This window comes from Leifsonia sp. EB41 (genome assembly GCF_041262565.1).
GTDB lineage: Bacteria > Actinomycetota > Actinomycetes > Actinomycetales > Microbacteriaceae > Leifsonia.
The window spans coordinates 17,944-41,793 of sequence record NZ_JBGCCJ010000001.1 but is presented as its reverse complement, the minus strand read 5'-3'; the positions used below and the strand labels follow the sequence as shown (position 1 = coordinate 41,793).

At 71.6% G+C, this 23,850-nt stretch carries 16 protein-coding genes; 5 read left to right on the top strand and 11 right to left on the bottom strand.

The features are described from left to right. Nucleotides 1-12 precede the first annotated feature (12 nt). Nucleotides 13-600: a hypothetical protein gene (locus tag ABH923_RS00165; RefSeq protein WP_370052943.1), complete on the top strand. Its 588-nt coding sequence runs from the start codon at nt 13-15 to the stop codon at nt 598-600. Between the two features lie 97 nt (nt 601-697). Here ABH923_RS00165 and gatB read toward each other — a convergent pair whose 3' ends face one another. From gatB to ABH923_RS00130, 7 genes are all read right to left on the bottom strand, one after another. Next, on the bottom strand, nt 698-2,197 hold the full coding sequence (gatB, locus tag ABH923_RS00160) for an Asp-tRNA(Asn)/Glu-tRNA(Gln) amidotransferase subunit GatB (protein ID WP_370052941.1): 1,500 nt from the start codon (nt 2,195-2,197) through the stop codon (nt 698-700). Then, nucleotides 2,197-3,744: an Asp-tRNA(Asn)/Glu-tRNA(Gln) amidotransferase subunit GatA gene (gene gatA / locus ABH923_RS00155; protein ID WP_370052939.1), complete on the bottom strand. Its 1,548-nt coding sequence runs from the start codon at nt 3,742-3,744 to the stop codon at nt 2,197-2,199. The genes gatB and gatA overlap by 1 nt, the downstream gene beginning before the upstream one ends. Nucleotides 3,745-3,746: 2 nt before the next feature. Then, a complete protein-coding gene (gene gatC / locus ABH923_RS00150; protein ID WP_370052937.1) occupies nt 3,747-4,043 on the bottom strand; it encodes an Asp-tRNA(Asn)/Glu-tRNA(Gln) amidotransferase subunit GatC in 297 nt (98 codons plus the stop codon). A 104-nt stretch (nt 4,044-4,147) separates the two neighbouring features. Then, the gene (locus ABH923_RS00145) at nt 4,148-5,392 is read right to left on the bottom strand and encodes an alpha/beta hydrolase (protein WP_370052935.1); all 1,245 of its coding nucleotides are present in this window, start codon (nt 5,390-5,392) and stop codon (nt 4,148-4,150) included. A 223-nt stretch (nt 5,393-5,615) separates the two neighbouring features. Beyond that, nucleotides 5,616-7,913 carry an NAD-dependent DNA ligase LigA gene (ligA, locus tag ABH923_RS00140; protein ID WP_370052934.1) on the bottom strand — a complete coding sequence of 766 codons (2,298 nt, stop codon included), beginning with the start codon at nt 7,911-7,913 and terminating at the stop codon, nt 5,616-5,618. Between the two features lie 187 nt (nt 7,914-8,100). After that, nucleotides 8,101-9,201, bottom strand: a complete 1,101-nt coding sequence (mnmA, locus tag ABH923_RS00135) for a tRNA 2-thiouridine(34) synthase MnmA (protein WP_370052932.1) — start codon at nt 9,199-9,201, stop codon at nt 8,101-8,103. Nucleotides 9,202-9,210: 9 nt separating this feature from the next. After that, entirely contained in the window at nt 9,211-10,416 is a 1,206-nt protein-coding gene (locus ABH923_RS00130; protein WP_370052930.1) for a cysteine desulfurase family protein, read from the bottom strand. Nucleotides 10,417-10,464: 48 nt separating this feature from the next. Between ABH923_RS00130 and glgX the strand changes: the two genes are divergently transcribed. Both glgX and ybaK read left to right on the top strand, forming a co-directional pair. Then, on the top strand, nt 10,465-12,582 hold the full coding sequence (gene glgX / locus ABH923_RS00125) for a glycogen debranching protein GlgX (protein WP_370052928.1): 2,118 nt from the start codon (nt 10,465-10,467) through the stop codon (nt 12,580-12,582). Further along, the gene (gene ybaK, locus ABH923_RS00120; protein ID WP_370052927.1) at nt 12,582-13,076 is read left to right on the top strand and encodes a Cys-tRNA(Pro) deacylase; all 495 of its coding nucleotides are present in this window, start codon (nt 12,582-12,584) and stop codon (nt 13,074-13,076) included. The genes glgX and ybaK overlap by 1 nt, the downstream gene beginning before the upstream one ends. 54 nt (nt 13,077-13,130) lie before the next feature. On the opposite strand, the gene glgP is transcribed toward ybaK, so the two are convergent. Further along, nucleotides 13,131-15,698 (bottom strand): alpha-glucan family phosphorylase, encoded by a 2,568-nt coding sequence (gene glgP, locus ABH923_RS00115; protein ID WP_370057245.1) that lies wholly within the window; start codon nt 15,696-15,698, stop codon nt 13,131-13,133. Between the two features lie 82 nt (nt 15,699-15,780). On the opposite strand from glgP, the gene ABH923_RS00110 reads away from it, so the two are divergent. Together ABH923_RS00110 and glgB are read left to right on the top strand one after the other, a co-directional pair. After that, a complete protein-coding gene (locus ABH923_RS00110; RefSeq protein WP_370052925.1) occupies nt 15,781-17,877 on the top strand; it encodes an alpha-1,4-glucan--maltose-1-phosphate maltosyltransferase in 2,097 nt (698 codons plus the stop codon). After that, the gene (glgB, locus tag ABH923_RS00105) at nt 17,874-20,084 is read left to right on the top strand and encodes a 1,4-alpha-glucan branching protein GlgB (protein ID WP_370052923.1); all 2,211 of its coding nucleotides are present in this window, start codon (nt 17,874-17,876) and stop codon (nt 20,082-20,084) included. Before ABH923_RS00110 ends, glgB begins: the two co-directional genes overlap by 4 nt. 18 nt (nt 20,085-20,102) lie before the next feature. On the opposite strand, the gene ABH923_RS00100 is transcribed toward glgB, so the two are convergent. The 3 genes from ABH923_RS00100 to ABH923_RS00090 form a co-directional block, all read right to left on the bottom strand. Then, on the bottom strand, nt 20,103-20,888 hold the full coding sequence (locus ABH923_RS00100; RefSeq protein ID WP_370052922.1) for an SDR family oxidoreductase: 786 nt from the start codon (nt 20,886-20,888) through the stop codon (nt 20,103-20,105). A 66-nt stretch (nt 20,889-20,954) separates the two neighbouring features. Continuing rightward, the gene (locus ABH923_RS00095; protein WP_370052920.1) at nt 20,955-21,920 is read right to left on the bottom strand and encodes a tetratricopeptide repeat protein; all 966 of its coding nucleotides are present in this window, start codon (nt 21,918-21,920) and stop codon (nt 20,955-20,957) included. 39 nt (nt 21,921-21,959) lie between these two features. Continuing rightward, nucleotides 21,960-23,849, bottom strand: coding sequence for a hypothetical protein (locus ABH923_RS00090; protein WP_370052918.1), 1,890 nt, complete (start codon nt 23,847-23,849; stop codon nt 21,960-21,962). Nucleotide 23,850 lies beyond the last annotated feature (1 nt).

Genomic DNA, 23,850 nt, shown 5'->3' with positions numbered 1-23,850 from the left:
ACCCTGCTTTCTATGAATACGTTCACGAAAGCATGGCGGGGGCACCCCAAGGGCCTCATCGCGAGCGCGGCGGCCATCGTCGCGCTCGTCCTGCTCATCGTGACGGTGACGTATTCCGCGGCGCGCGCTGCCGAGGCGGACGCGCACGCCGCCTCGGTCAGGGCCGCACAGCAGGCGGCGGTGGCGGACTCGCTCCGCCACGATCAGGGCGACTACCGCAACGGGCTCGGCGCGCGGCTCACGGCCGAGCAGCAGGCGCTGGCCGAGCAGGCGGCCGCGGAGGCCGCAGCCGCGCAGGCCGCAGCAGAACAGGCGGCTGCGGATCAGGCGGCGGCAGACCAGGCGGCAGCCGACCAGGCGGCACAGCAGAGCGGCGGCGGGGCTCCCGCCGGCTCCGGTGCCACCGGCGGCCCGGCGAGCGGCGGCCAGACGACCGACCCGGCCCCCGCCGACGGCACGCCGACCGACGACGCCCTCGCCCAGTGCCCGCCGCCGAACGTCGCCCACGTGGACGCCGACGGCAACCTCCTGTACTGCGAGCCGTCGTGGCAGTGCGCGCAGCGCGACGACGACGGCAACTGCACCGCCTGGATGCTCTGACGGCCATCCCAGGCGCGCACCGATAGCCGAGGGGCACGTTGTTGTCACTGAGCGGGGTCTTAAATGACGACTACGTGCCCCTCGCGGGCGGTGGGTGTCACTGCGAGGCGCGCTCCAGCACCAGCTCGCGCACGCGTGCGGCGTCCGCCTGGCCCTTCATCGCCTTCATGACGGCGCCGATGACCGCGCCGGCGGCCTGGACCTTGCCGTCGCGGATCTTCTCCAGCACGTCCGGCTGGGCCGCGAGCGCCTCGTCGATGGCCGCGATCAGCGCGCCGTCGTCGGAGACGACCGCGAGCCCGCGGGCGTCCACGACCTCCTGCGGAGCGCCCTCGCCGGCGACGACGCCCTCCAGCACCTGGCGGGCCAGGCGGTCGGTGAGTGTGCCCTCCTCGACCAGGGCGGCGAGCTCGGCGACGTGCTGCGGGCTGACCAGCGTGCCGGCCGGGACGCCCTGCGCGTTCGCGAGGCGGGCGATCTCGCCGGTCCACCACTTGCGTGCGGCTGCCGGGGTGGCGCCGGCGGCGATGGTCGCCTCCAGTTCGTCCAGCAGCTCGGCGTTGTCCACGTCCTGGAACTCCAGGGCGGTGAAGCCCCACTCGGCGGAAAGGCGCTTGCGGCGCGCGGCCGGCGCCTCCGGGAGGGTGCCGCGCAGTTCCTCGACCCACTCGCGGCTCGGCGCGACGGGCACCAGGTCGGGCTCGGGGAAGTACCGGTAGTCGTCGGCGTCCGACTTGGGACGGCCGGCGGAGGTGGTGCCGGTGTCCTCGTGCCAGTGCCGGGTCTCCTGGGTGATCGTGCCGCCGGCGTCGAGGATCGCCGCCTGGCGCTGGATCTCGTAGCGGACCGCGCGCTCGATCGAGCGCAGCGAGTTCACGTTCTTGGTCTCGGTGCGGGTGCCGAGCTCGGACGAGCCGCGGCGGCGGAGCGAGACGTTCGCGTCGCAGCGGACGTTGCCCTCCTCCATGCGCGCGTTCGAGACGCCGAGCGCCTTCACCAGGTCGCGGATGGCGCGCACGTAGGTGCGGCCGACCTCCGGCGCGTCGCCCTCCGCGCCCTCGATCATCTTGGTGACGATCTCGACCAGCGGGACGCCGCCGCGGTTGAAGTCGACCAGCGAGTAGTCCGCGCCCTGGATGCGGCCGGTGGCGCCGCCGACGTGCGTGAGCTTGCCGGCGTCCTCCTCCATGTGCGCGCGCTCGATCTGGATGGTCAGCTCGCGGCCGCCCTCCAGCTCGATCGTGACCTCGCCGTCGTGCGCGATCGGCTCGTCGTACTGGGAGGTCTGGAAGTCCTTCGCCAGGTCGGGGTAGAAGTAGTTCTTCCGCGCGAACCGGCTCGACTCGGCGATGTCGCAGCCGAGCGCCAGCCCGAGGCGGATGCTCGACTCGATCGCCTTCTCGTTGACCTGCGGGAGACCGCCGGGCAGGCCCAGGCAGGTCGGGCAGGTGTTCGTGTTCGCGCCGGAGCCGAACTCGTTCGCGCAGCCGCAGAACATCTTGGTCGCGGTGTTCAGCTCGACGTGCACCTCGAAGCCGAGCACCGGCTCGAACAGTTCGAGGGCCTTCTCGTAGTCCATCAACTGGGCCTTGGCCATCAGACCGCTCCCTCTTCGCTCGCGAACATCTCGGTGGCGCTCAGATCGGGCGCCTGGCTCAGCAGACTGCCGCCCCACTGCTCCTCCAGGAGCTGCTCCAGGGCGGCGCCGATGGTGTAGAGCCGGGCGTCGGCACGTGCAGGCGTCATGAGCTGCATGCCGACCGGGAGGCCGTCCTCCGGCGCGAGGCCGATCGGGAGGCCCATGCCGGGCACGCCCGCGAGGTTCGCCGGGATGGTGGTGATGTCGTTGAGGTACATCGCCATCGGGTCGGCCAGCTTCTCGCCGAACTTGAACGCCGTGGTCGGAGCGCTCGGGCTGACCAGCACGTCCACCTTCTCGAACGCGGCGGAGAAGTCGCGCTGGATGAGCGTGCGGACCTTCTGGGCCGAGCCGTAGTAGGCGTCGTAGTAGCCGGCGCTCAACGCGTAGGTGCCGAGGATGATGCGGCGCTTGACCTCGGTGCCGAAGCCGGCGTCGCGGGTCGCCGCCATCACGCGCTCGACGGTGACGGGGCCGTCCTCCGGGTTCACCCGCAGGCCGAAGCGCACCGAGTCGAAGCGGGCCAGGTTGCTGGACGCCTCGGCCGGGAGGATCAGGTAGTAGGCCGCGACCGCGTACTCGAAGCTCGGGGCCTCGACCTCCACGATCTCGGCGCCCGCGCCCTCCAGGATCGCCAGCGCCTCCACGAAGCGCTGCTTGACGCCCGCCTGGAAGCCCTCGCCGTTGAGTTCGCGCACGACGCCGACCCGCGCGCCCTTCAGGGCGCCGTCGCGCAGACCCGCCCGGGCGGCGTCGGCCATCGACGGCCAGGTGTCGGTCAGGGAGGTGGAGTCGAACTTGTCGTGGCCCGCGATCACGTCGTGCAACAGACCGGCGTCCAGCACACTGCGGGAGACCGGGCCGACCTGGTCGAGCGAGCTCGCCAGCGCGATCGCGCCGTAGCGGCTGACGCCGCCGTAGGTCGGCTTGACGCCCACCGAGCCGGTGACAGCGGCGGGCTGACGGATCGAGCCACCGGTGTCGGAGCCGAGCGCGAACGGCGCCTCGAAGGCGGCGACGGCCGCGGCAGAGCCACCGCCGGAGCCGCCGGGGATGCGCTCCAGGTCCCACGGGTTGCGGGTGGGGCCGTACGCGGAGTGCTCGGTGGAGGAGCCCATCGCGAACTCGTCCATGTTGGTCTTGCCGAGCGGCACCAGGTCGGCCTCGCGCAGTTTGCGGACGACCGTGGCGTCGTACGGCGGGATCCAGCCCTCGAGGATGCGCGAGCCGGAGGTCGACGGCATGTCGTGGGTGGCGAGCACGTCCTTGATCGCGACGGGGACGCCGGCGAGCGGGCCGAGCGGGTCGCCCGCGGCCCGGCGGCCGTCGATCTCGGCCGCGGTGCGGACGGCGTTCTCGCCAGCGACGTGCAGGAACGCGTGCACGTCGGCGTCGACCGACTCGATGCGGTCGAGGTGGGCGCGGGTGGCCTCCACCGAGGAGACCTCGCGCGTGGCGAGCAGGTCGGCGAGGGTCGCGGCGGGGAGCCTGGTCAGATCCGTCATGCTTACTCCTCGTCCAGGATGGTGGCGACCTTGAACCGGTCGCCCTCGCGCGCCGGGGCGCCGGAGAGCGCCTGCTCGACGGTCAGCGACGGGCGCACCTCGTCGGACCGGAACACGTTGGTGAGCGGCAGCGGGTGGCTGGTCGCGGAGACGTCGGGCCCGGCGACCTCCTGCACCTTGGCGACCGCCTCGACGATCTGGCCGAGCTCGCTGGTGAGGCTCTCGATCTCTTCCGGGCTGAGGTCGATCCTGGCGAGGCTCGCCAGGTGCGCGACCTGTTCTGCGCTGATTTCGGACATGCGTCTCCGTCGTGGTGTCTGAGTGGGCTGAGTCAATTCTAGGGTGACCCCGGCCGCCCGCGCCCGCCCCAGGGGCGGCCGGTGGACGACCTCCTGACGCGTCGCTAGCTGAGGACGAGGTCGCCCTGGTCGATGCCGATCAGCGCGAGGTTGCGCATGCACTCGGTCCCAGCACTGAAGTACTCGTTGTGGCCGCTCGATCCGGTGAGGCTCTTGTGGGTGATCGGGTCGGTCGCGCCGTCGACCCCCATCTTCTTCGCGCCGTAGGATGGCGCCCCCGGGTCGCTGCCGAAGAAGGCGCTGTTGACGATCGGGTCCATCGTGGCCTTGCCGACGTACACGTTGCCGTCGCGGACGCCGAGCTGGTGCACCGACTGGGCGTCGGACCCCGGCGACCCCATCAGGGCCAGCGCGTCCACGGTGACGGTGCCCTTCTCCAGCGCGAGCAGCGCGGCGGTCGACCCGTACGAGTGGGCGAGCACGCTCACGTACGGCCGGTCCGCCTGGCGCAGCGACTGGAGGCCGATCAGCGTGCGCTCCAGGCTGTCGGCGCCCTGCCGGGCGAGGTCCATGCCGCCGATGTTGGTCAGCACAGGGGTCTGGTAGCCGATCCAGGCCACGACCGCGACGCCCGGGGCCGCGGTGTTCGACCGGGAGCCGAGGAAGCGCTTGAGGAAGCCGGTCTCCTGCGAGTAGAGGTCCTGGGCGACGGCGGCCCAGCTCTCCACCTGCTCCCCCACCGCCATGTACATGCCGGGCACGAGCACGCTCACGTAGCGCGCCGTGCGGAGGTCGCCGACGACGATCGCGGCCCTGGCGTCCGCCGACGTGTCGAGCGAGACCAGGGTCCGCTTGACGCCGTCCTTCTTCTTCAGCGCGGTCTCGACGTTGCCGAGCGTCGTGAGCTGGCGCTTGAGGGCGACCCGCTCGGTCTTGCCGCGCTGGGTGCGCAGGTCGGACTTCGCGGAGGCGATGGTGCGGTCGAGGTCGAGCACGTTCGCCTTGCCGCGGATGTCGTAGGGGACGCCCTCGAGGTTGCCGATCACGTGCGGCGCGAACTTCACGAGCTGGGCCTGGCGAGCGGGATCGAGGAGCTTCCAGAGCTGGCTGACGTCGCTCGCCGCCGGCGGGTTGGTCAGCATCCGGTTCAGCTCGGAGGCGTGCGCGCCGAGGAACCCAGGCAGCGCGGCGGGGTCGACTGCGCGGATCGAGCCGAAGACGGCCGCGGCGCTCGCGCCGGAGACCCCGGCGCCCGCCGGGCCGGAGCTGGCCGGCGCGTCGCCGACGGCCGCCGGAGCGGGCTGGGCGACCGCGGAGATCGGCGCCGCCTGCGCGATATCGGCAGGCATGACGAAGGCCCCGGTCAGTCCTGTGACGACCGAGGTGACGATAGAAGCTGCTGCAAAGCCGACCAGCACTCCGTCCGGGTCCCTCCGAGAGCGAGCGAGCTAAGCCCTTGCGTGCACCGGGCGAGCGCACACCACGACTCTAGCCGCATCCGGGGGGTGGACGGATGGACGTTCTACCCCCGATTCAGGGGGATAACTTGTGGTCTGTCCACAAAGTGACGGACTAGTTTTCGAGCCCGGAGGGGCCCTTCTCGACAAGGATCGCGAACTGGGCGGCGTCGATGACGCGCACCCCCAGTTCTTCCGCCTTGGCGAGCTTAGACCCCGCGCCCGGTCCCGCAGCGACGAAATCGGTCTTCTTGGACACGCTGGAGGCCGCTTTCCCTCCGGCGGAGATGATCGCCTCCTGCGCCCCCTCGCGGGTGAAACCCTCCAGCGAGCCCGTGGCGACGACGGTCAGTCCCGCCAGGACGCCGCCCGCGTCGGACTGCGCGCCGGGCCCGGCGTGACCCGGCGTGGCGAATTGCACGCCGTCGGCGGCCCAGCGCTCGATGATCTCGCGGTGCCAGTCGACCTCGAACCAGGCGAGCACCGCGTCGGCGATGATGCCGCCGACGCCGTCGACCGCGGCGAGCTCCTCCCGGGAGGCGCCCCGGATGGCGTCGAGCGACCCGAAGTGGTCGGCCAGCGCGCGGGCGGCGACCGGGCCGACGTGCCGGATGTTGAGCGACACGAGGATGCGCCAGAGCGGCTTGGTGCGGGCGGCGGCGAGATTGGCGACCAGCTCCAGTGCGTTCTTGGAGGGAACGTACAACTCGTCGCCGTCGAACTCCGCGGAATCGGGGTGGAACGGTCCGTCCTTCTTCTGGCGACGACGGCGGAACGGTGTGTCCACCTTCTCAGCCCCGGAGTCGGTCAGTTTCGGCAGCCCCGTCTCGGAGTCGCGGACGACGACCTCGATCGGGAACAGCTCCCGCACGGTCAGTCCGAACAGCCCGGCCTCGGTCGGCAGCGGCGCCGTCTCCGGGAAGCGCGGCTGCGTGAGGGCGGCGGCCGCGACCTCCCCCAGCGCCTCGATGTCGAGCCCGCCGCGCGAGCCGATGTGCTCCACCCGGCCGCGCACCTGCGCCGGGCAGAACTCGGAGTTGGGGCAGCGGAGGTCGATGTCACCCTCCTTGGCCGGCGCGAGCCTCGTGCCGCACTCCGGGCAGTTCTCCGGCATGACGAACGCGCGCTCGGTGCCGTCGCGCAGCTCGACCACCGGGCCGAGGACCTCGGGGATGACGTCGCCGGCCTTGCGCAGGACGACCGTGTCGCCGATGAGCACGCCCTTCGCCTTCACCACATCCTGGTTGTGCAGGGTCGCCTGCCGCACCTCGGACCCGGCGACGCGCACCTTCTCCATCACCGCGAACGGCGTCGCCCGGCCGGTGCGGCCGACGCTGACGACGATGTCGAGCAGCTTGGTGTTGACCTGCTCCGGCGGGTACTTGTAGGCGATCGCCCAGCGCGGCGCCCGGGAGGTCGCCCCCAGCTCGTCGTGCAGGGCCAGCTCGTCCACCTTGATGACGATGCCGTCGATCTCGTGCTCGACGCTGCCGCGGTGCTCGCCGAAGTAGCGGATGAACTCGTCCACCTCGGCGACCGTGCCGAGGACGCGGTAGTGGCTGGAGGTCGGCAGACCCCACGCGCCGAGCAGCTCGTAGACCTGCGACTGCGCGTCCACCGGCGGGTTCCGCCACGCGCCGATGCCGTGCACGAGCATGTGCAGGCGGCGCAGCCGGTCGCGCATGAGGGCGAGCTGGGCGGCGTTCTTGCCCTCCGCCTTCTGCCGGAGCGAGCCGCTGGCGGCGTTCCGGGCGTTCGCGAAGACGCGCTCGCCGGCCTCCTGCTGGTGGGCGTTCAGCTCGTCGAACTGAGCGACGGGGAAGAACACTTCGCCGCGCACCTCCACCAGCGGCGGGAAGGGGCCGTCGCCGGCCAGTCGCTGCGGGATGGCCGGGATCAGGCGGATGTTCTCGGTGACGTCCTCTCCCACGACGCCGTCGCCGCGGGTGGCCGCGCTGACGAGCACGCCGTTCTCGTAGCGGAGGTTGATCGCGAGGCCGTCGATCTTGAGCTCGCACAGGTAGTCGACCCGGCGGCCGGCGTCGCGCTCCACTTTGGCGGCCCAGCCCTCGAACTCCTCCAGCGAGAACACGTTGTCGAGGCTCAGCATCCGCTCGGCGTGCTCGACGGGCGCGAACAGCGTCGTCTGCGCGCGGCCGCCGACGGTCTGGGTGGGGCTGTCCTGGCTCTGCAGCTCGGGGTGCAGGCGCTCCAGCTCCTCGAGGCGCCGCAGCATGCGGTCGTACTCCTCGTCGCTGACGAGCACGGTGTCGCGCTCGTAGTACGCGTCGCGCAGCTCGAGGATGCGGGTGGTCAGGTCCTGGGCCTCCGCGCGCGCGTGCGCGTCCTGCTCGTCAGTCACCCCGCAAGCATATTCACCCCCACCGACGGCGCCGCAGCCAACGGAGGACATCCACCCCGCGCCGACCGCAAAAGCCAGCCAACGGAGGACATCCGGCCCCCACAGCCCCCGATCTCCTCCGTTACCGACACCCGCCCGCCGTCGCCAACGGAGGACATCCGGTGCCAGCCGTGCCGGATCTCCTCCGTTACCTGCCGACACGCGGGCCGCGCGGGAGGATCTCCTCCGTTGCCGACGGTCAGGCCGGGACGGCGGAGACGGTGCGGTCGATCGTGGTCTGGCCGAGGACGCGGGTGCCGACGTAGACGACGGCGGTCTGGCCGGGGGCGACGCCGTTGAGGGGCTCGTCGGGGCGGACGACGAGCTCGCCGTCGCGCACCTGGGCCACCGCGGGAACGGGGTCGGCGTGGGCGCGGATCTGGACGTCGCACGCGAAGGCCGTCTCCGGCGCGACGGGAGCCTGCCCGGCCCACGTGAACCGCGAGCCCGCGATCTCGGCGATGTCGAGCGCCTCCTTCGGGCCGACCACCACTGTGTTGTCCTTGGGCCGGACCTCCAGCACGAAGCGCGGGCGGCCGTCCGGGGACGGGTAGCCGATGTTGAGGCCCTTGCGCTGGCCGACCGTGTAGGCGTGCGCACCCTCGTGCGAGCCGAGCCGGTTGCCCTCGCGGTCGAGGATGTCGCCCTCCGCGGCTCCTACGTGCTCGGCCAGCCAGCCGCGCGTGTCGCCGTCGGGGATGAAGCAGATGTCGTGCGAGTCCGGCTTGTTGGCGACGCTCAGGCCGCGGGCCGCAGCCTCCGCGCGCACCTCCGCCTTGGAGGGCGTCGCGCCGAGCGGGAACATCGCGTGCGCGAGCTGGTCGGCGGTGAGCACGCCCAGCACGTACGACTGGTCCTTGGCCCACGCGCTCGCGCGGTGCAGCTCGCGGTTGCCGTCGGCGTCGGTCATGATGCTCGCGTAGTGGCCGGTGCACACGGCGTCGAAGCCGAGGTCGAGCGCCTTCTCCAGCAGCGCGGAGAACTTGATCCGCTCGTTGCAGCGCATGCACGGGTTGGGAGTGCGGCCGGCCGAGTACTCGGCGATGAAGTCGTCCACGACGTCGAGCTTGAACCGCTCGGAGAAGTCCCAGACGTAGTACGGGATCCCGATGATGTTCGCGGCGCGCTGGGCGTCCATCGAGTCCTCGATGGTGCAGCAGCCACGGCTGCCCGTGCGGAGCGTGCCGGGCATCCGGCTGAGCGCGAGGTGCACCCCGACCACGTCGTGCCCGGCCTCCACGGCGCGTGCAGCGGCCACGGCGGAATCGACTCCACCGCTCATCGCTGCCAGAACTCGCACCCGGAGAGTCTACGCCGTGGCGGCTGAGCGGCTCCCGGGCGTGCGCTCGGCCAGGCCGGCGCGTGCGGCATGGGCGTACGCGGACGGCAGCGCCGCGAGCAGCGCGTCCACGTCCGCATCGGTGGAGGTGCGGCCGAGGGTGTAGCGCAGCGCGCTGCGGGCCTCCTGCTCGCTGCGCCCCATCGCGAGCAGCACGTGCGACGGCTCGGGGATGCCTGCGGTGCAGGCCGCGCCGGTGGAGACCGAGAGCCCCGCGAGGTCCAGCAGGAACAGCAGCGAGTCGCCTTGCGCGCCGGGGAAGACGAAGTGGGCGTTGGCGGCCACCCGGTCACCGCTGGAAGGCTCAGGGCCGCTCAGCACCGCCGCGGGCACGGCCTCCCGCACACCGCGGATCAACCGGTCGCGCAGCCCGGCGAGCCTGCGTGCCTCGTCGGCGCGCTCGGCCTCCACGGCGAGCGCCGCCGCCGCGAACGCGACGGCCGCCGCGACGTCCTGGGTCCCGGAGCGCACCTGACGCTGCTGCCCGCCGCCGTGGATGAGCGGGACCACCGCCGAGCGCCGGCCGAGGACGAGCGCGCCGATCCCGACCGGTCCCCCGATCTTGTGCGCGGAGACGCTGAGGGCGTCGACGCCCAGGTCGGCGAACGAGACCGGGAGGTGACCGTACGCCGCGACCGCGTCGACATGGACGGGGACCCCGGCGTCGCGCGCGAGTGCGGCGAGCGCTTCGACCGGCTGGATCGTCCCCACCTCGTTGTTCACGGCGAGGAAGGTGAGCAGCGCGGCGTCCGACGGGGAGGCCAGCGCCTCCGCGACGACGGCCGGCAGGATGCGCCCCTCCTGGTCGAGCGGCAGCCACTGCGCGCGCGCCCCCTCCGCGCGCTCCAGCCACTCCACCGCGTCGACCGTCGCGTGGTGCTCCCCGCCCGGCGCCAGGATGCGCGGCCGCGCGGCGCCGGCGTTGCGGGCCCAGTACAGCCCCTTGATCGCGAGGTTGATCGCCTCCGTGCCGCCCGAGGTGAAGACGACCTCGATCGGGTCGCAGCCCAGCGTGGACGCGACCGCCTCGCGCGCCTCCTCCAGCATCCGCTTGGCCTGCTGACCCTGGCTGTGGATGCTCGACGGGTTGCCGACGAGCCCCAGCGCGTCCGTGAAGGCGGCGATCGCCTCCGGACGCATCGGGGTGGTGGCTGCGTGGTCGAGGTAGACGGGCACCGGAGCCTCCTTCAGGGTGCGGCGCGGTGTGGTCCTACTCTAGAACGCATGACGGCCACCGATCCTCTCCGCAACCTGGGTGTACGCATCGGTCCGCACGGCGGTGAGCTGCGGGTGTACTCCGAGCACGCCGACGCGATGGAGCTGCTGCTGTTCCACCGCGACGACCCGGACTGGCGGACCAAGACCGTGACGATGGTCAAGGACGCGAACAACGTCTGGATGGGCCGCTCCCGCAGCCTCCAGGTCGGCAGCCTGTACGCGATCAACGTGTCCGGGCCGTCCGGTCCGCAGAACATGTTCAACCCGGAGACGCTGCTGCTGGATCCGTACGCCAAGGGCCTGACCCGGGTCGGCCCGGAGGAGTGGCGCTCGACGGTGGTCGCCGACGGCTTCGACTGGGGCGATTCCCGCAAGCCAGGCACCCCGCTCGACCACACCGTCGTCTACGAGGCGCACGTGCGCGGCATCAGCCACCAGAACCCGGACGTGCCGGAGGAGCTGCGCGGCACCTACGCAGGCCTCGCCCACGAGGCCACCATCGGCTACCTGAAGCACCTCGGCGTCACCGCCGTCGAGCTGCTCCCTGTGCACGCGTTCACCTCCGAGCAGCGTCTCATCCGCGAGGGCCTGACCAACTACTGGGGCTACAACACCCTGAACTTCTTCAGCCCGCACGCCCCCTACGCCACCCGCGCCGCCCAGGCCGATGGTCCGGAGGCCGTGCTGCGGGAGTTCAAGGGCATGGTGAAGCTGCTCCACGAGGCGGGCATCGAGGTGATTCTCGACGTGGTCTACAACCACACCGCCGAGGAGGGCATCGGCGGCCCGCGCACCAGCTTCCGCGGCATCGACAACGCCACCTACTACCGGCAGGACGCTAACGGCGTCTACATCGACGTCACCGGCTGCGGCAACACGGTGGACTTCGGGCATCCGGTCCCGCAGCGGCTGGTGCTGGACTCGCTGCGCTACTGGGCGCAGGAGGTGCAGATCGACGGGTTCCGGTTCGACCTCGCCGTCACGCTGGGCCGCGGGGAGGACGCCTCCTACAGCCGCGACCACCCGCTCATCAACGACATGCTGAGCGACCCTGCGCTCGCCGACGTCAAGCTCATCGCCGAGCCGTGGGATGTCGGGATCGGCGGCTGGCAGACCGGCAACTTCCCCGGCGGCCCGGAGAACGCGGACGGGACCTGCGGCAGGGACGGCTGGTCGGAGTGGAACGACCGCTACCGCGACCGCGTCCGCAACTTCTGGCTGGCCGACATCGCCGAGGCGCGCCGCAACGGACAGGCCCCGATCGGCATCGGCGGCTTCGCCACCCGGCTCGCCGGATCCTCCAACACGTTCTCGCCCGAGCGCGGCCCGCTGGCCTCCATCAACTTCGTCACCGCCCACGACGGCTTCACGATGGCCGACCTCACCGCGTACAACGTCAAGCACAACCTCGGCAATGGCGAGGACAACCGCGACGGCACCGACAACAACCGCTCCTTCAATCACGGGGCGGAAGGCCCGACCCTGGACGAGCACGTGCTGCTCGACCGCCACAAGGCGATGCGCAACCTGATGGGCACGCTGCTGCTCTCCGCCGGCGTGCCCATGATCACCGCCGGCGACGAGTTCGGCCGCAGCCAGCGCGGCAACAACAACGCCTACTGCCAGGACAGCGAGCTCACCTGGATGAACTGGCTGCGCACCAGGGAGCAGCGCGAGATGCTCGACACCACCCGCCGCCTGCTGGAGCTGCGCCGCGACAACCCGGCGCTGCGCCCGAGCCGGTTCGCCGTCTACGGCCAGACCACCCCGAACGCCAGCCACATGGACTGGTTCGACGCCACCGGCGCGCTCATGGACGACGAGGACTGGAACTCCCCGGAGAACCGCACTCTGCAGTACCTGGCCGCCTCCACGCCCGACAAGGAGGAGTTCAACCGCGTGCTCCTCATCGTGCACGGCGTGGAGGACGACGTGGAGGTGTCGCTCCCGGTCGCGCCCGGTGTGGAGTCGTACCAGCTCCTCTGGGACAGCGCGACGGAGGTGCCGATCCTGGAGGACGGCGTCGAGCTCGCACCGGGCAGCAAACGCCTGGTGGGCGGCACCTCGATGCAGCTCTTCCGTGCGAACGGCCCCCGCGTCGAGACGCCGGTGGGAGCGGCCTGATGGCGAAGCGCCCGGCCTCGGCCGGCACGCCGGCCACGGTCGCGTTGGGAGCTGCGGCCATCCCGTTCGCCGTGCACGCCTACGAGCACGACCCGGCGGCGCCGTCGTACGGTCTGGAGGCCGCCGACGCGCTGGGCGTGGAGCCGGACCGGGTGTTCAAGACCCTGCTGGCCGACACCGAGCTCGGGCTCGTGGTCGGCGTCGTGCCGGTGACCGGGATGCTCGACCTCAAGGCGCTGGCGACAGCGGTCGGAGCGAAGCGCGCGGTGATGGCAGACCCCACCGTCGCCGAGCGGCGGACCGGCTACGTCGTCGGCGGGATCTCCCCCATCGGCCAGAAGACCCGGCACGTCACGGTCGTGGACGAGACCGCACAGCTCTTCGACACGGTGTACGTCTCGGGAGGCCGTCGCGGCCTCGACCTCGAGCTCGCGCCCGACGCGCTCGTCGCCGCCACGAACGCCAGCTACGCGCCCATCGCGCGAACGAACTGACAGGACACGCCGCCTCTGCCAGGGCTGAGGCGGCGTGTCCTGTCAGATAGGTGGTCAGGCGGCCGCGACGAGGCCGAGTTCGGCAGACGAGAGCAGGAGGTCGTTGACGGGGACGACGCGGACGGTGTAGCCGAACGAGCCGGCCCAGGTGAGGGTCACGCCGCCGGAGAACTCGTGCGCGACCGACGGGTCGGCGCCCGGGATGGCGTGATCGAGGGTCAGGCGCTCGTAGTGCACGCCGGTCAGGTCCTCGCCGTCGTAGCTGCGGCCGTAGACGAGCTGCACCTCCACGTCCTCCGGGCGGAGGCCGTTCAGGTGCACGAGGGCCCGCACCCGGAGCTGGTCGCCCACCTGCGGCACGGCGTCGAGGCCGCCCGCGTCGACGTGGGCAACGTTCACGCCGGGCCACGCGGATCGCACCTGCTCCTTCCAGGCGGCGAGCTCGCGCGCGTCGCGGTAGTCGTCGGCGCTCAGCCGCTTCTCGTTGGCGGCGGCCGGGATGTAGAGCCGCTCCACGTACTCGCGCACCATCCGCTCGGCGCTCAAGGGAGAGGACAGCGTCGCGAGCGTGTGCCGGATCTGGCCGACCCAGGTCTCCGGCACGCCGTCGCCGTCGCGGTCGTAGAACCGCGGCGCGATCAGGTGCTCGATCAGGTCGTACATCGCCTCGGCCTCCAGCGCGTCGCGCTCGGCGCCGTCGCCCGCGGCGTCGGCGGACGGGATCGCCCAGCCGTTCTCGCCGTCGTAGAACTCGTTCCACCAGCCGTCCAGGATGGACAGGTTGAGCCCGCCGTTCAGCGCCGCCTTCATGCCCGAGGTGCCGCAGGCCTCCAGGGGCCGCAGCGGGTTGTTCAGCCAGACGTCGGTGCCGGGGTAGAGCAGCTGCGCCATCCCGATGTCGTAGTCCGGCAGGAACACCATCCGCGAGCGGATCTCCGGCTCGGAGGCGAACTGCACCAGCTTCTGGATGAGGCGCTTGCCCTCGTCGTCGGCCGGGTGCGACTTGCCCGCGATCACGAACTGCACCGGACGCTCCGGGTGCAGCAGGATGTTCTTCAGCCGCTCCGGGTCGTGCAGCATGAGGGTGAGCCGCTTGTAGGTCGGCACGCGCCGGGCGAAGCCGATGGTGAGCACGTTCGGGTCGAGGAGGTCGTTGATCCAGACCGGCGCGATCCCGCCGGGGTTCTGCGCCTCCCAGGCCGCGGCGACGCGGTGCCTGGCGTCCTTGACGAGCTGCTCGCGCATCCGGGTGCGCACGCTCCACAGGTCGAGGTCGCTCACCGCGCCGCGGTTCGCCCAGTCGGCGTGTGTGGTGTCGTCGGTGCCGAGCCGCTCCATCGCGAGGGAGCGCAGCATCGGGTCGGTCCAGGTCGGCGCGTGCACGCCGTTGGTCACCGAGTCGATCGGCACCTCCGGACTGTCGAACCCGGGGAACAGGCCGCCGAACATCTGCCGGCTGACCTCGCCGTGCAGGCGCGAGACGCCGTTGGCGTGCTGGCCGAGGCGCAGGCCCATGACCGCCATGTTGAACACGGCGTCGGACCCGCCCGGGTAGTCCTCCGCGCCGAGCGCGAGCACCTGGGCCGGCTCTACGCCCGGGAGCAGCGCCGTGGAGAAGTAGCGCTCGACCAGCGGCCGGTCGAACCGGTCGATTCCGGCCGGAACCGGCGTGTGCGTGGTGAAGACCGTGCCGGCGCGCACCACCTGGAGGGCCGTCTCGAAGGTCAGCCCCTCGCCGATCAGGTCGGAGATCCGCTCCAGACCGAGGAAGCCGGCGTGCCCCTCGTTGGTGTGGAAGACCTCGGCCTCCGGCGCTCCAGTGAGCTCGGTCCACGCCTTGACGGCGCGCACGCCGCCGATGCCGAGCAGCAGCTCCTGCAGCAGCCGGTGCTCGCCGCCGCCGCCGTAGAGCCGGTCGGTCACCGAGCGCAGGCTCTCGTCGTTCTCGGGGATGTCGGTGTCCAGCAACAGGAGGGTCACCCGTCCCACCGCCGCCTGCCAGACCCTGGCGCGCAGTTCGCCGGCCGGCAGGGCGAGCGTGATCTGCACCGGCGCCCCGTCCGGGTCGCGCAGGACGCTCAGCGGGAGCCCGTCGGGGTCGAGCGCCGGATAGCTCTCGACCTGCCAGCCGTCGGGCGTGATCGCCTGCGCGAAGTAGCCGGAGCGGTAGAACAGGCCGACCGCGACCAGCGGAGCGCCGAGGTCGCTCGCGGCCTTGAGGTGGTCGCCGGCGAGGATGCCGAGGCCGCCGGAGTACTGCGGCAGCGTGGAGGCGATGCCGAACTCGGGCGAGAAGTAGGCGATGGAGGCCGGCGCCGAGTCGTCGAGCGACTGGTACCAGCGCGGGTCGTGGATGTAGGCGCGCAGCTCGTCGCGCACGTGGTTCGCCCAGTCGACGTAGCCGGGGTCGGCGGCGAGCTCGGCCAGCCTGGCCGGTTCGACGGACCCGAGCAGCGCGATCGGATCGTGCTCCACCTCCTGCCAGATCTCCGGTGAGATGCGGGCGAACAGCTCCTTGGTCGGCTCGTGCCAGGACCAGCGGAGGTTGCCGGCGATCTCCTCCAGAGCGGAGAGGGTCTCGGGGAGGACTGCGCGGACGGTGAATCTACGGATGGCCTTCACTCGCACGAGCATAGACGCGCCTCGTGACGGGAGTGTTAATGAGGGCTCATGACGAAACTGCGAATGAGTGTACGGTCGGCATGTGGCAAAGAGCGCAGCGACCAAATCATCAGCCGCCGCAGCACCGGAGGCGCCGGCAGCCGTCGAGCCGGAACCCGTCCAGACGGCACCCGAGTACGAGCCCCTCCTCCCCCGGCTCCCGATCCTCGGACTCTCGCCCCAGGTGGACGAGGGCCACTGGGCCGCCTCCGCGTTCAGCGGCGAGGTCGTCCCGTTCCGGGCCACCGCCTTCCGCGAGGGGCACGACCGGATCGGCGTCGACCTGATCCTGCTCGACCCGTCGGGCAACCAGGTCGAGCACCACATGCGGCCGCTCGCCCCAGGCACCGACCGCTGGGGCGTGGAGGTCCAGCTCGAGGAGGAGGGCCTTTGGCGCTACCGCGTCCAGGCCTACGCCGACGAGTACGCGACCTGGCGGCACAACGCCGAAGTGAAGGTGCCCGCCGGGGTCGACGTCGAGCTGATGCTGACCATCGGCCGCGACCTGCTGGAGGAGGCCGCGACCGACAAGCGCCGCAGCACCGCGGAGCGCCGCCACCTGTCCGAGGCCGCCCGGGTCGTCGGCGACGCCGAGCGCGGCGTGGACGAGCGCTTCCAGGCGGCGGTCGACGACCGGATCCGCCGCATCCTCACCGAGCGGCCCGTGGTCGCCCTGCCGTCGCTCTCGCCGACGCGCGCCATCCTGGTGGAGCGCACCCGCGCGGGAGTCGGGAGCTGGTACGAGTTCTTCCCCCGGTCGGAGGGCGCCAAGCGCGCGGCCGACGGGAGCTGGCAGTCCGGCACGTTCCGCACCGCAGCCAAGCGGCTCCCCGAGGTCGCGGCGATGGGGTTCGACGTGGTCTACCTGCCGCCCATCCACCCGATCGGCCGCACCTTCCGCAAGGGGCCGAACAACTCGCTCGACGCCGGACCGAACGACCCGGGCTCGCCCTGGGCCATCGGCGGTCCGGACGGCGGCCACGATGCCATCCACCCGGACCTCGGCACCGAGAAGGACTTCGTCTTCTTCCTCGGCAAGGCGAAGCAGGCCGGGCTGGAGATCGCCCTCGACCTCGCCCTGCAGGCCTCCCCCGACCATCCCTGGGTCACGACGCACCCGGAGTGGTTCACCACGCTCCCGGACGGGACGATCGCGTACGCGGAGAACCCGCCGAAGAAGTACCAGGACATCTACCCGATCAACTTCGACAACGACTACGACGGCCTCCGCTTCGAGGTGCTGCGGATCGTGCGGTACTGGATGTCGCTCGGCGTGCGGATCTTCCGCGTGGACAACCCGCACACCAAGCCGCTGCACTTCTGGGAGTGGTTGATCCACACGGTCAACGAGACCGACCCTGACGTGGTGTTCCTGGCCGAGGCGTTCACCCGCCCCGCTCTGCTGCACACGCTCGCGAAGGCCGGGTTCCAGCAGTCGTACACCTACTTCACCTGGCGCAACACGAAGGAGGAGCTGGAGGAGTTCCTGACCGGACTCGCGACGGAGACGGCCGACTTCCTGCGGCCGAACCTGTTCGTGAACACCCCGGACATCCTCACCGAGTACCTCCAGTTCGGCGGACCGGCCGCCTTCAAGATCCGGGCGGCGCTCGCGGCGACCGCGGCGCCGACCTGGGGCGTCTACTCCGGCTTCGAGCTGTACGAGAACGTCGCCCGGCCGGGAGCCGAGGAGTACATCGACAACGAGAAGTACGAGTACCGGCCGCGGGACTACGCCCGGGCCGTCGCGCTCGGTCGCTCGCTCGCGCCGTACCTGACCATGCTCAACCGCGCGCGCAGCGAGCACCCGGCGCTGCGCCAGCTCCGCAACCTGCAGGTGCACCGCAGCGAGGACGAGTCGATCCTCGTCTACTCGAAGTTCCTCGCAGGCGAGTTCACCCGCAGCGGGAAGCCCGACGCCGTGCTCGTCGTCGCCAATGTCGACCCGCACTCGGTGCGCGAGACGATGATCCACCTCGACGTCACGGCGTTCGGCATCGAGCCAGGCGCGCAGTTCGAGGTGCGCGACCTGGTCACCGGCCAGCGCTGGACCTGGGGCTCGGACGCCTACGTGCGTCTCGACGCGTTCACCGAGCCCGTCCACATCCTGACCGTCAAGCCGTTGGAGGCCGCACGATGACCCCGATCCCCGAGGGCGCAGCCGCCGTCGACCTGCCCGCCATCGACGACGACGTGCTGCGGGCCGTCGCCACCGGCAGCTACCACGACCCGCACTCCGTGCTCGGTCAGCACCAGGTCGCCGCCCCGGGCGTCGAGGACCCGGTCACGGTCATCCGCACGCTGCGGCCGCTCGCCGAGGCGGTCTTCGCCATCCTGCCGACCGGCGCGCACATCGAGCTCGCGCACCTCGGCCACGGCGTCTGGCAGGGCGTCGATATCGTCGGCCCTGGCGCCTACGAGCTGGAGGCGCGCTACGACGGCGGCAGCACCTGGACCACGGACGACCCGTACCGGTTCCTGCCGACGATCGGCGAGCTCGACCTCCACCTGATCCGCGAGGGCAGGCACGAGCAGCTCTGGACGGCGCTCGGTGCGCACGTGCGCGACCTCGGTGGCGTCACCGGCACCTCGTTCACGGTCTGGGCTCCGCACGCCCGCGCGGTCCGCGTCGTCGGCGACTTCAACGGCTGGGACGGCACCCTGCACGCGATGCGCAACATGGGCGCGTCCGGCGTCTGGGAGCTGTTCGTGCCGGGGCTCGGCGAGGGCTCCATCTACAAGTTCGACCTGCTCGGCTCGAACGGCGAGTGGGTCCGCAAGATCGACCCGATGGCGCAGTTCGCGGAGATCCCGCCCAACACGGCGTCCGTGGTCACGGTCAGCCGACACGAGTGGGCGGACGGCGAGTGGATGACGCGCCGCGCCGCCACCGACCCGCACGCCGGGCCGATGAGCGTCTACGAGCTGCACTTCGGGAGCTGGCGGCCCGGCCTCGGCTACCGGGAGTCTGCCGACCAGCTCATCGACTACGTGGGCGCGCTCGGCTACAGTCACGTCGAGTTCCTGCCGCTCGCCGAGCACCCGTTCGGCGGCTCGTGGGGCTACCAGGTGACCGGGTACTACGCCGCGACCAGCCGGTTCGGCTCGCCGGACGACCTCAAGTACCTGATCGACCGCCTGCACCAGGCCGGCATCGGCGTCATCCTCGACTGGGTGCCCGGCCACTTCCCCAAGGACGACTGGGCGCTCGCCCGGTTCGACGGCCAGGCGCTCTACGAGCACTCCGACCCGCGCCGCGGCGAGCACAAGGACTGGGGCACCTACATCTTCGACTACGGCAACTCGCAGGTGCGCAACTTCCTGGTCGCGAACGCGCTGTTCTGGCTGGAAGAGTTCCACATCGACGGCCTCCGGGTCGACGCCGTGGCCTCGATGCTCTACCTCGACTACTCGCGCAACGAGGGCGAGTGGGAGCCGAACATCCACGGCGGCCGCGAGAACCTGGAGGCGATCGGCTTCCTGCAGGAGGTCACGGCGACCGCCTACAAGCGCAACCCCGGCACGGTGATGATCGCCGAGGAGTCCACGAGCTACGCCGGCGTGACCGCGCCGACCTCCTCGGGCGGCCTCGGCTTCGGGCTCAAGTGGAACATGGGCTGGATGCACGACGCGCTCCAGTACATCCAGGAGAACCCGATGTGGCGCAGCTACCACCACAGCGAGATCACGTTCTCCTTCGTCTACGCCTGGAGCGAGAACTTCCTGCTGCCGATCAGCCACGACGAGGTCGTGCACGGCAAGGGCTCCCTGATCGGCAAGATGCCGGGCGACCACTGGCAGCAGCTCGCGAACGTGCGCGTGTTCCTCTCGTTCATGTGGGCGCACCCGGGCAAGCAGCTGCTGTTCATGGGCCAGGAGTTCGGGCAGTACTCCGAGTGGAGCGAGGAGCGCGGCCTGGACTGGTGGATGCTCGACCAGCCGAGCCACCGCGGGCTCTGGAACCTCGTCGCCCAGCTCAACGCCGTCTACCGCGACAACCCGCAGCTCTGGGCGCTCGACAACGACCCGGGCGGCTTCGAGTGGCTGGACGGCTCCGACGCGGCGGGCAACGTCCTCGCGTTCCTGCGCAAGGACCGCGACGGCTCGCCGATCGCGGTGCTGCTGAACTTCTCCGGAGCGCCGCACGCCGACTACCGGGTCGGGCTGCCGTTCGCCGGCGAGTGGGAGGAACTCCTCAACACGGACGCCGAGGACTTCGGCGGCTCCGGCGTCGGCAACTTGGGCGGCGTCACCGCGCACGACGAGCCGTGGATGGGCCGCCCGGCCTCCGCGGTGCTGACGCTGCCGCCGCTGGGAGCGCTGTACCTGCGGCCGCGCCGCCCCTGACCCTCAGAAGGATTCGGCTCAGGCGGATTCGCGCAGCCACGCCGCGTACGCGACGCCGTCGACCGCGTGCTCCGGTGCAAGGTGACGCCCCGCGCGCCACGCCGAGCCGAGCGGGCCGCCGAGGCGCACCGACAGGATCGGCCGGCGCGTGCCGGTGGCGTCCTTCCACTGCCGGGCGAGCGCTCGCGCGCTCTCCACGCGCGGGCCGCCCACCGTGCGGGTCGACCCAGGCTCGCCCACGCCCTCTGCCGCGTCCACCAGGACGCGCGCGACGTCCGCCACCGAGATGGGCTGGAACCGCGTTCCGGAGGGCGCCGTCAGCGTCCCGAACCGGCGGCCGCGCTCGAACACCGACGTGACGAAGTCGTGGAACTGGGTCGTGCGCACGACCCTGACCTCCAGCGGGGACTCGAGGTAGGTGCTCTCCTGCACGAGCTTCGACCGGTAGTACGGGTAGCGCGCGCCGTCGATGCCCGCGATGGACAGCAGCACGGCCCGGCCGACGCCGAAGCGTGCGGCGGTGTGCAGGAGGTTGCGGGAGCCGTGAGCGAACACGTACGACGCGCGGCGGCCACCGGCGTTGCTCGCGTCGATGAGCACGTCGACGCCCTCGACCGCCTCCTCGAGTCCGTCGCCCGTCACGAGGTCGGCCGTCACATAGGCCGCGCCGTCGACGTACGCTGCCGCGTCGTCGTCCGGCGTGCGCCGGGAGGCGACCACGACCTGGTGGCCGCGCGCGACGGCCTCAGCAGTGACGGCGCGACCGGCGAGACCGGTCCCACCGACGACGAGCACACGGGACATGCGCGAGCCTTCCGGGCGAGGGGGGTGTCAGCCGCCCTGCGCCTGGCCCGGGTAAGAGGGTTCGCGTCAGTAGAGCAGCGACGCCAGCCTAGCCCTGGCCTTGCCGACGCGGGGGTCTTCCACGCCGACGATCTCGAAGTACTCCAGGATGCGGGCGCGCACGGCCTCTTTGCCCTCCGCGTCGAGCGTCGGGAACAGGGTCAGCAGCCGGTCGAAGGCGTCGTCGACGTGGCCGCCGGAGAGGTCGAGGTCGGCCACGGCGAGCTGCGCGTCGCTGTCGTCCGGAGCGGTGGCGGCTGCGTTGCGGATCTCGTCCAGCGTGCGGCCGGCAAGGCGCGACAGCAGGCTCACCTGCGCGAGCCCGGCGATCGCCATCTGGTCGCGCGGGTCCTGCGCGATCGCGGTCTTGTAGGCGGTGATGGCGGCGGGATAGTCGCCGCGGTCGATCGCGTCGTACGCCTCGGCGTGCAGCGGGGGCAGCGGCGGCTCCGGCGCGGGCTCGTCGGCGTCGGCGTCCGGGGTCTCCCCCGCTGCGGCGTCGACCTGGGCGGTGCCGGTGACCCCGTTCTGCGCCGCCAGCTCCAGGAGCTGGGCGACCACGTCGCGCACCTGGTCCTCCGGCAGCGCTCCGGTGAAGAGCTGCACCGGCCGGCCGGCGACGATGCCGGCCACGGCCGGAGCGGACTGCGCCTGGAACGCCTGCACGAGCTGCGGGTTCGCGTCCACGTCGACCTGGACGAGCACGATCCGGCCTGCGAGGTCGTTCGTCACGCGGTCGAGCACCGTCGCGAGCGCGCGGTCCGGGTCGGCCCACGGTGCCGTGAGGGCGACCACGACCGGGATGCGCATCGACAGGTCGATGAAGTCGTTGAAGTTCGCGTCGGTGCCCTGGAAGAACAGGCTGGGCAGCTCGACGGGCTCGCCCTGCGCCGCGCCGCCCGCGTCGCCCTCGCCGGGCTGCGGCCGGTTCACCAGGCCGCTGAGGTCCACGGCGCCGCGGAGATTGGTCGGATTGGGCGGAAGCTGACTCATGCGATCAAGCCTACTGCGCGGTCCCCTACGGGACGCGGGTCACTGCACCTCGCGCGCGGAGACCAGGCCCTGCGCGAAGCCGAGCAGGCGCACCTTCTCGTTCGAGCCCGCCGGGGGCACGTAGAAGGCGAGCTGGTAGCCGTACACCGACTCGATGCCGGTGTTGGACTGCGCGACCCCGCTCAGCGCCGCCGTCGTGGCGCCCGCGATGACCTGGGCGCCGGCCTCCGTCACCCGGTGCAGCTGCACTTCCTCCGGGTTGACCCAGACGATGGCTCCGGAGTCGTTGGTCGCCATCGAGATGACCGGACCGGCGCCGACGCGGCCGGAGAACGTGAGGGTGGAGGTCTGGCCGAACTGCTGGGCGAGTCTGGCCTGCTCCTGCTGCTTCCAGGAGGCGCCGACCTGCGCCACGAGCTTGTCGTCGGTGAGGTCGAAGCTGGAGTACCACTTGCTCTTGTCGCCGTTCAGCAGGATGTCGCCGTACGCGGCGGCCACCTGGTCGGGCTGGACCTTGAGCAGCTTGGAGTCCGGGGGCACCACCGCGGCGCCGATGCTCGCCGGCGCCAGGTTCGGGACCTTCACGTTCGGCTCGAGGGCGATGGCGTACTCCACCATGTAGTTGTCGCGCGGCGTCGGCTGCACGAGGGCGAGCGCCAGCGGGGCCTGCGCCTTGCCCGTGGAGTCGTTCGGCATCTTCACGACGGCGGTGACGGTGCGCGGCCAGCTGTCGGTCGCCTGCGGGAGCGAGAGCTCGAGCGGTCCGGCCGGGATGGCCGGCAGCGCCGGCTGGTCCGCCTTCTTGAGGCGGATCGTGTAGTTGGCGTCGCGGAGCTGGAGGGCGGGCCCGGCGAAGCGCAGCTTGGCCAGGTTCGGGTCGTTCTTGGCGTCCGCGTTGGCCGCCGCGACCGAGATCCGCTTGATGATGCGCTCGAGCTGCGGCGCCGTCACGGCGGGGGCCGGGGAGTTGCCGTTGCCGTTCGGCGCGCTCGTCGTCGAGGTCGGCGTGGGCGTCGGCGTCGGCGTCGAGGTGTCCGCGAAGGCGGCGCCCGCTCCGGTGCCGGCCAGGGCGAGGACGCCCGCGAGGATGGCCGGGGCCATCACGCGCGTGCGGCGGGTCGACCTGCGCCCGCGCGGGGTCGCCTCGATGGACGCGGTCGGCTTGTACTTGGGGGCTTTGGGGAGCTTCGGCATCTTGGGTCCGCTCTTGCGTCGTGGTCCGCGCGCCCTACGGTGGGTGTAGAGCCCCCCCAGGTAGAGCGCGATGCCGATCACCAGGAGCACGAGACCGCCGATGATGAGCGGGAAGGCCCACGGCGTGCTGGTGTCGACCGGCCATGTCAGGACGATCTTGTCCGGGGCAGGGGTGGTCCCGTCGCCGGCGACGATGACGCTGACGCCCGACGGGACGTTCATCTTGGTGACCTGGGCGTCCTGGCCGTCGAACTCGTCGAGCCAGAGGTCGGAGCCGACCGGGTCGGGGCCGGGGGCGGCGGTCTGCGCCGGGGTCGTCCCAGTGGGAGCGGGCGTCGGCGTGGCCGTCGGGGCCGGAGTGGCAGTGGACGCGGCGCCGGTCGACCCGGTCGAGCCGGCCTTCGGGGTCACGGTCTTCACCGTCACCGCGCTGTCGCCCGCGCGGTAGGAGATGGTCGCGTACTTCTGGTCCGCCAGCCACGCCTTCACGTCGGCGGTGCGGCCGTAGGCGACCATCTGGGTCTTGGCGTTCTTCGAGCCCGAGATGGACAGCGTCTGCTGCCCGGGATGGGCGTTCAGCACAGCGCTGTCGATCACGACGTAGCGGGTGTCGGCGGGGACGGTCGCCGCTGCGGTCACCTGGGACGGGGGTGCGAAGATCGTGCGCTGGGCGATGCCGGCCACGATCATGACGGCAGCGACCACGAACGCGACGATGGCCAGTACGAAACGCAAA

What these genes read in the sequence shown, in the direction of transcription:
- ligA (WP_370052934.1), bottom strand. Translation starts at nt 7,913, where the DNA reads ATGTCCTCCGTTGGCTGCGGCGCCGTCGGTGGGGGTGAATATGCTTGC.
- ABH923_RS00095 (WP_370052920.1), bottom strand. Translation starts at nt 21,920, where the DNA reads ATGAGTCAGCTTCCGCCCAATCCGACCAATCTCCGCGGCGCCGTGGAC.
- gatB (WP_370052941.1), bottom strand. Translation starts at nt 2,197, where the DNA reads ATGGCCAAGGCCCAGTTGATGGACTACGAGAAGGCCCTCGAACTGTTC.
- glgB (WP_370052923.1), top strand. Translation starts at nt 17,874, where the DNA reads ATGACCCCGATCCCCGAGGGCGCAGCCGCCGTCGACCTGCCCGCCATC.
- ybaK (WP_370052927.1), top strand. Translation starts at nt 12,582, where the DNA reads ATGGCGAAGCGCCCGGCCTCGGCCGGCACGCCGGCCACGGTCGCGTTG.
- ABH923_RS00165 (WP_370052943.1), top strand. Translation starts at nt 13, where the DNA reads ATGAATACGTTCACGAAAGCATGGCGGGGGCACCCCAAGGGCCTCATC.
- ABH923_RS00100 (WP_370052922.1), bottom strand. Translation starts at nt 20,888, where the DNA reads ATGTCCCGTGTGCTCGTCGTCGGTGGGACCGGTCTCGCCGGTCGCGCC.
- gatC (WP_370052937.1), bottom strand. Translation starts at nt 4,043, where the DNA reads ATGTCCGAAATCAGCGCAGAACAGGTCGCGCACCTGGCGAGCCTCGCC.
- ABH923_RS00145 (WP_370052935.1), bottom strand. Translation starts at nt 5,392, where the DNA reads ATGCCTGCCGATATCGCGCAGGCGGCGCCGATCTCCGCGGTCGCCCAG.
- glgX (WP_370052928.1), top strand. Translation starts at nt 10,465, where the DNA reads ATGACGGCCACCGATCCTCTCCGCAACCTGGGTGTACGCATCGGTCCG.
- gatA (WP_370052939.1), bottom strand. Translation starts at nt 3,744, where the DNA reads ATGACGGATCTGACCAGGCTCCCCGCCGCGACCCTCGCCGACCTGCTC.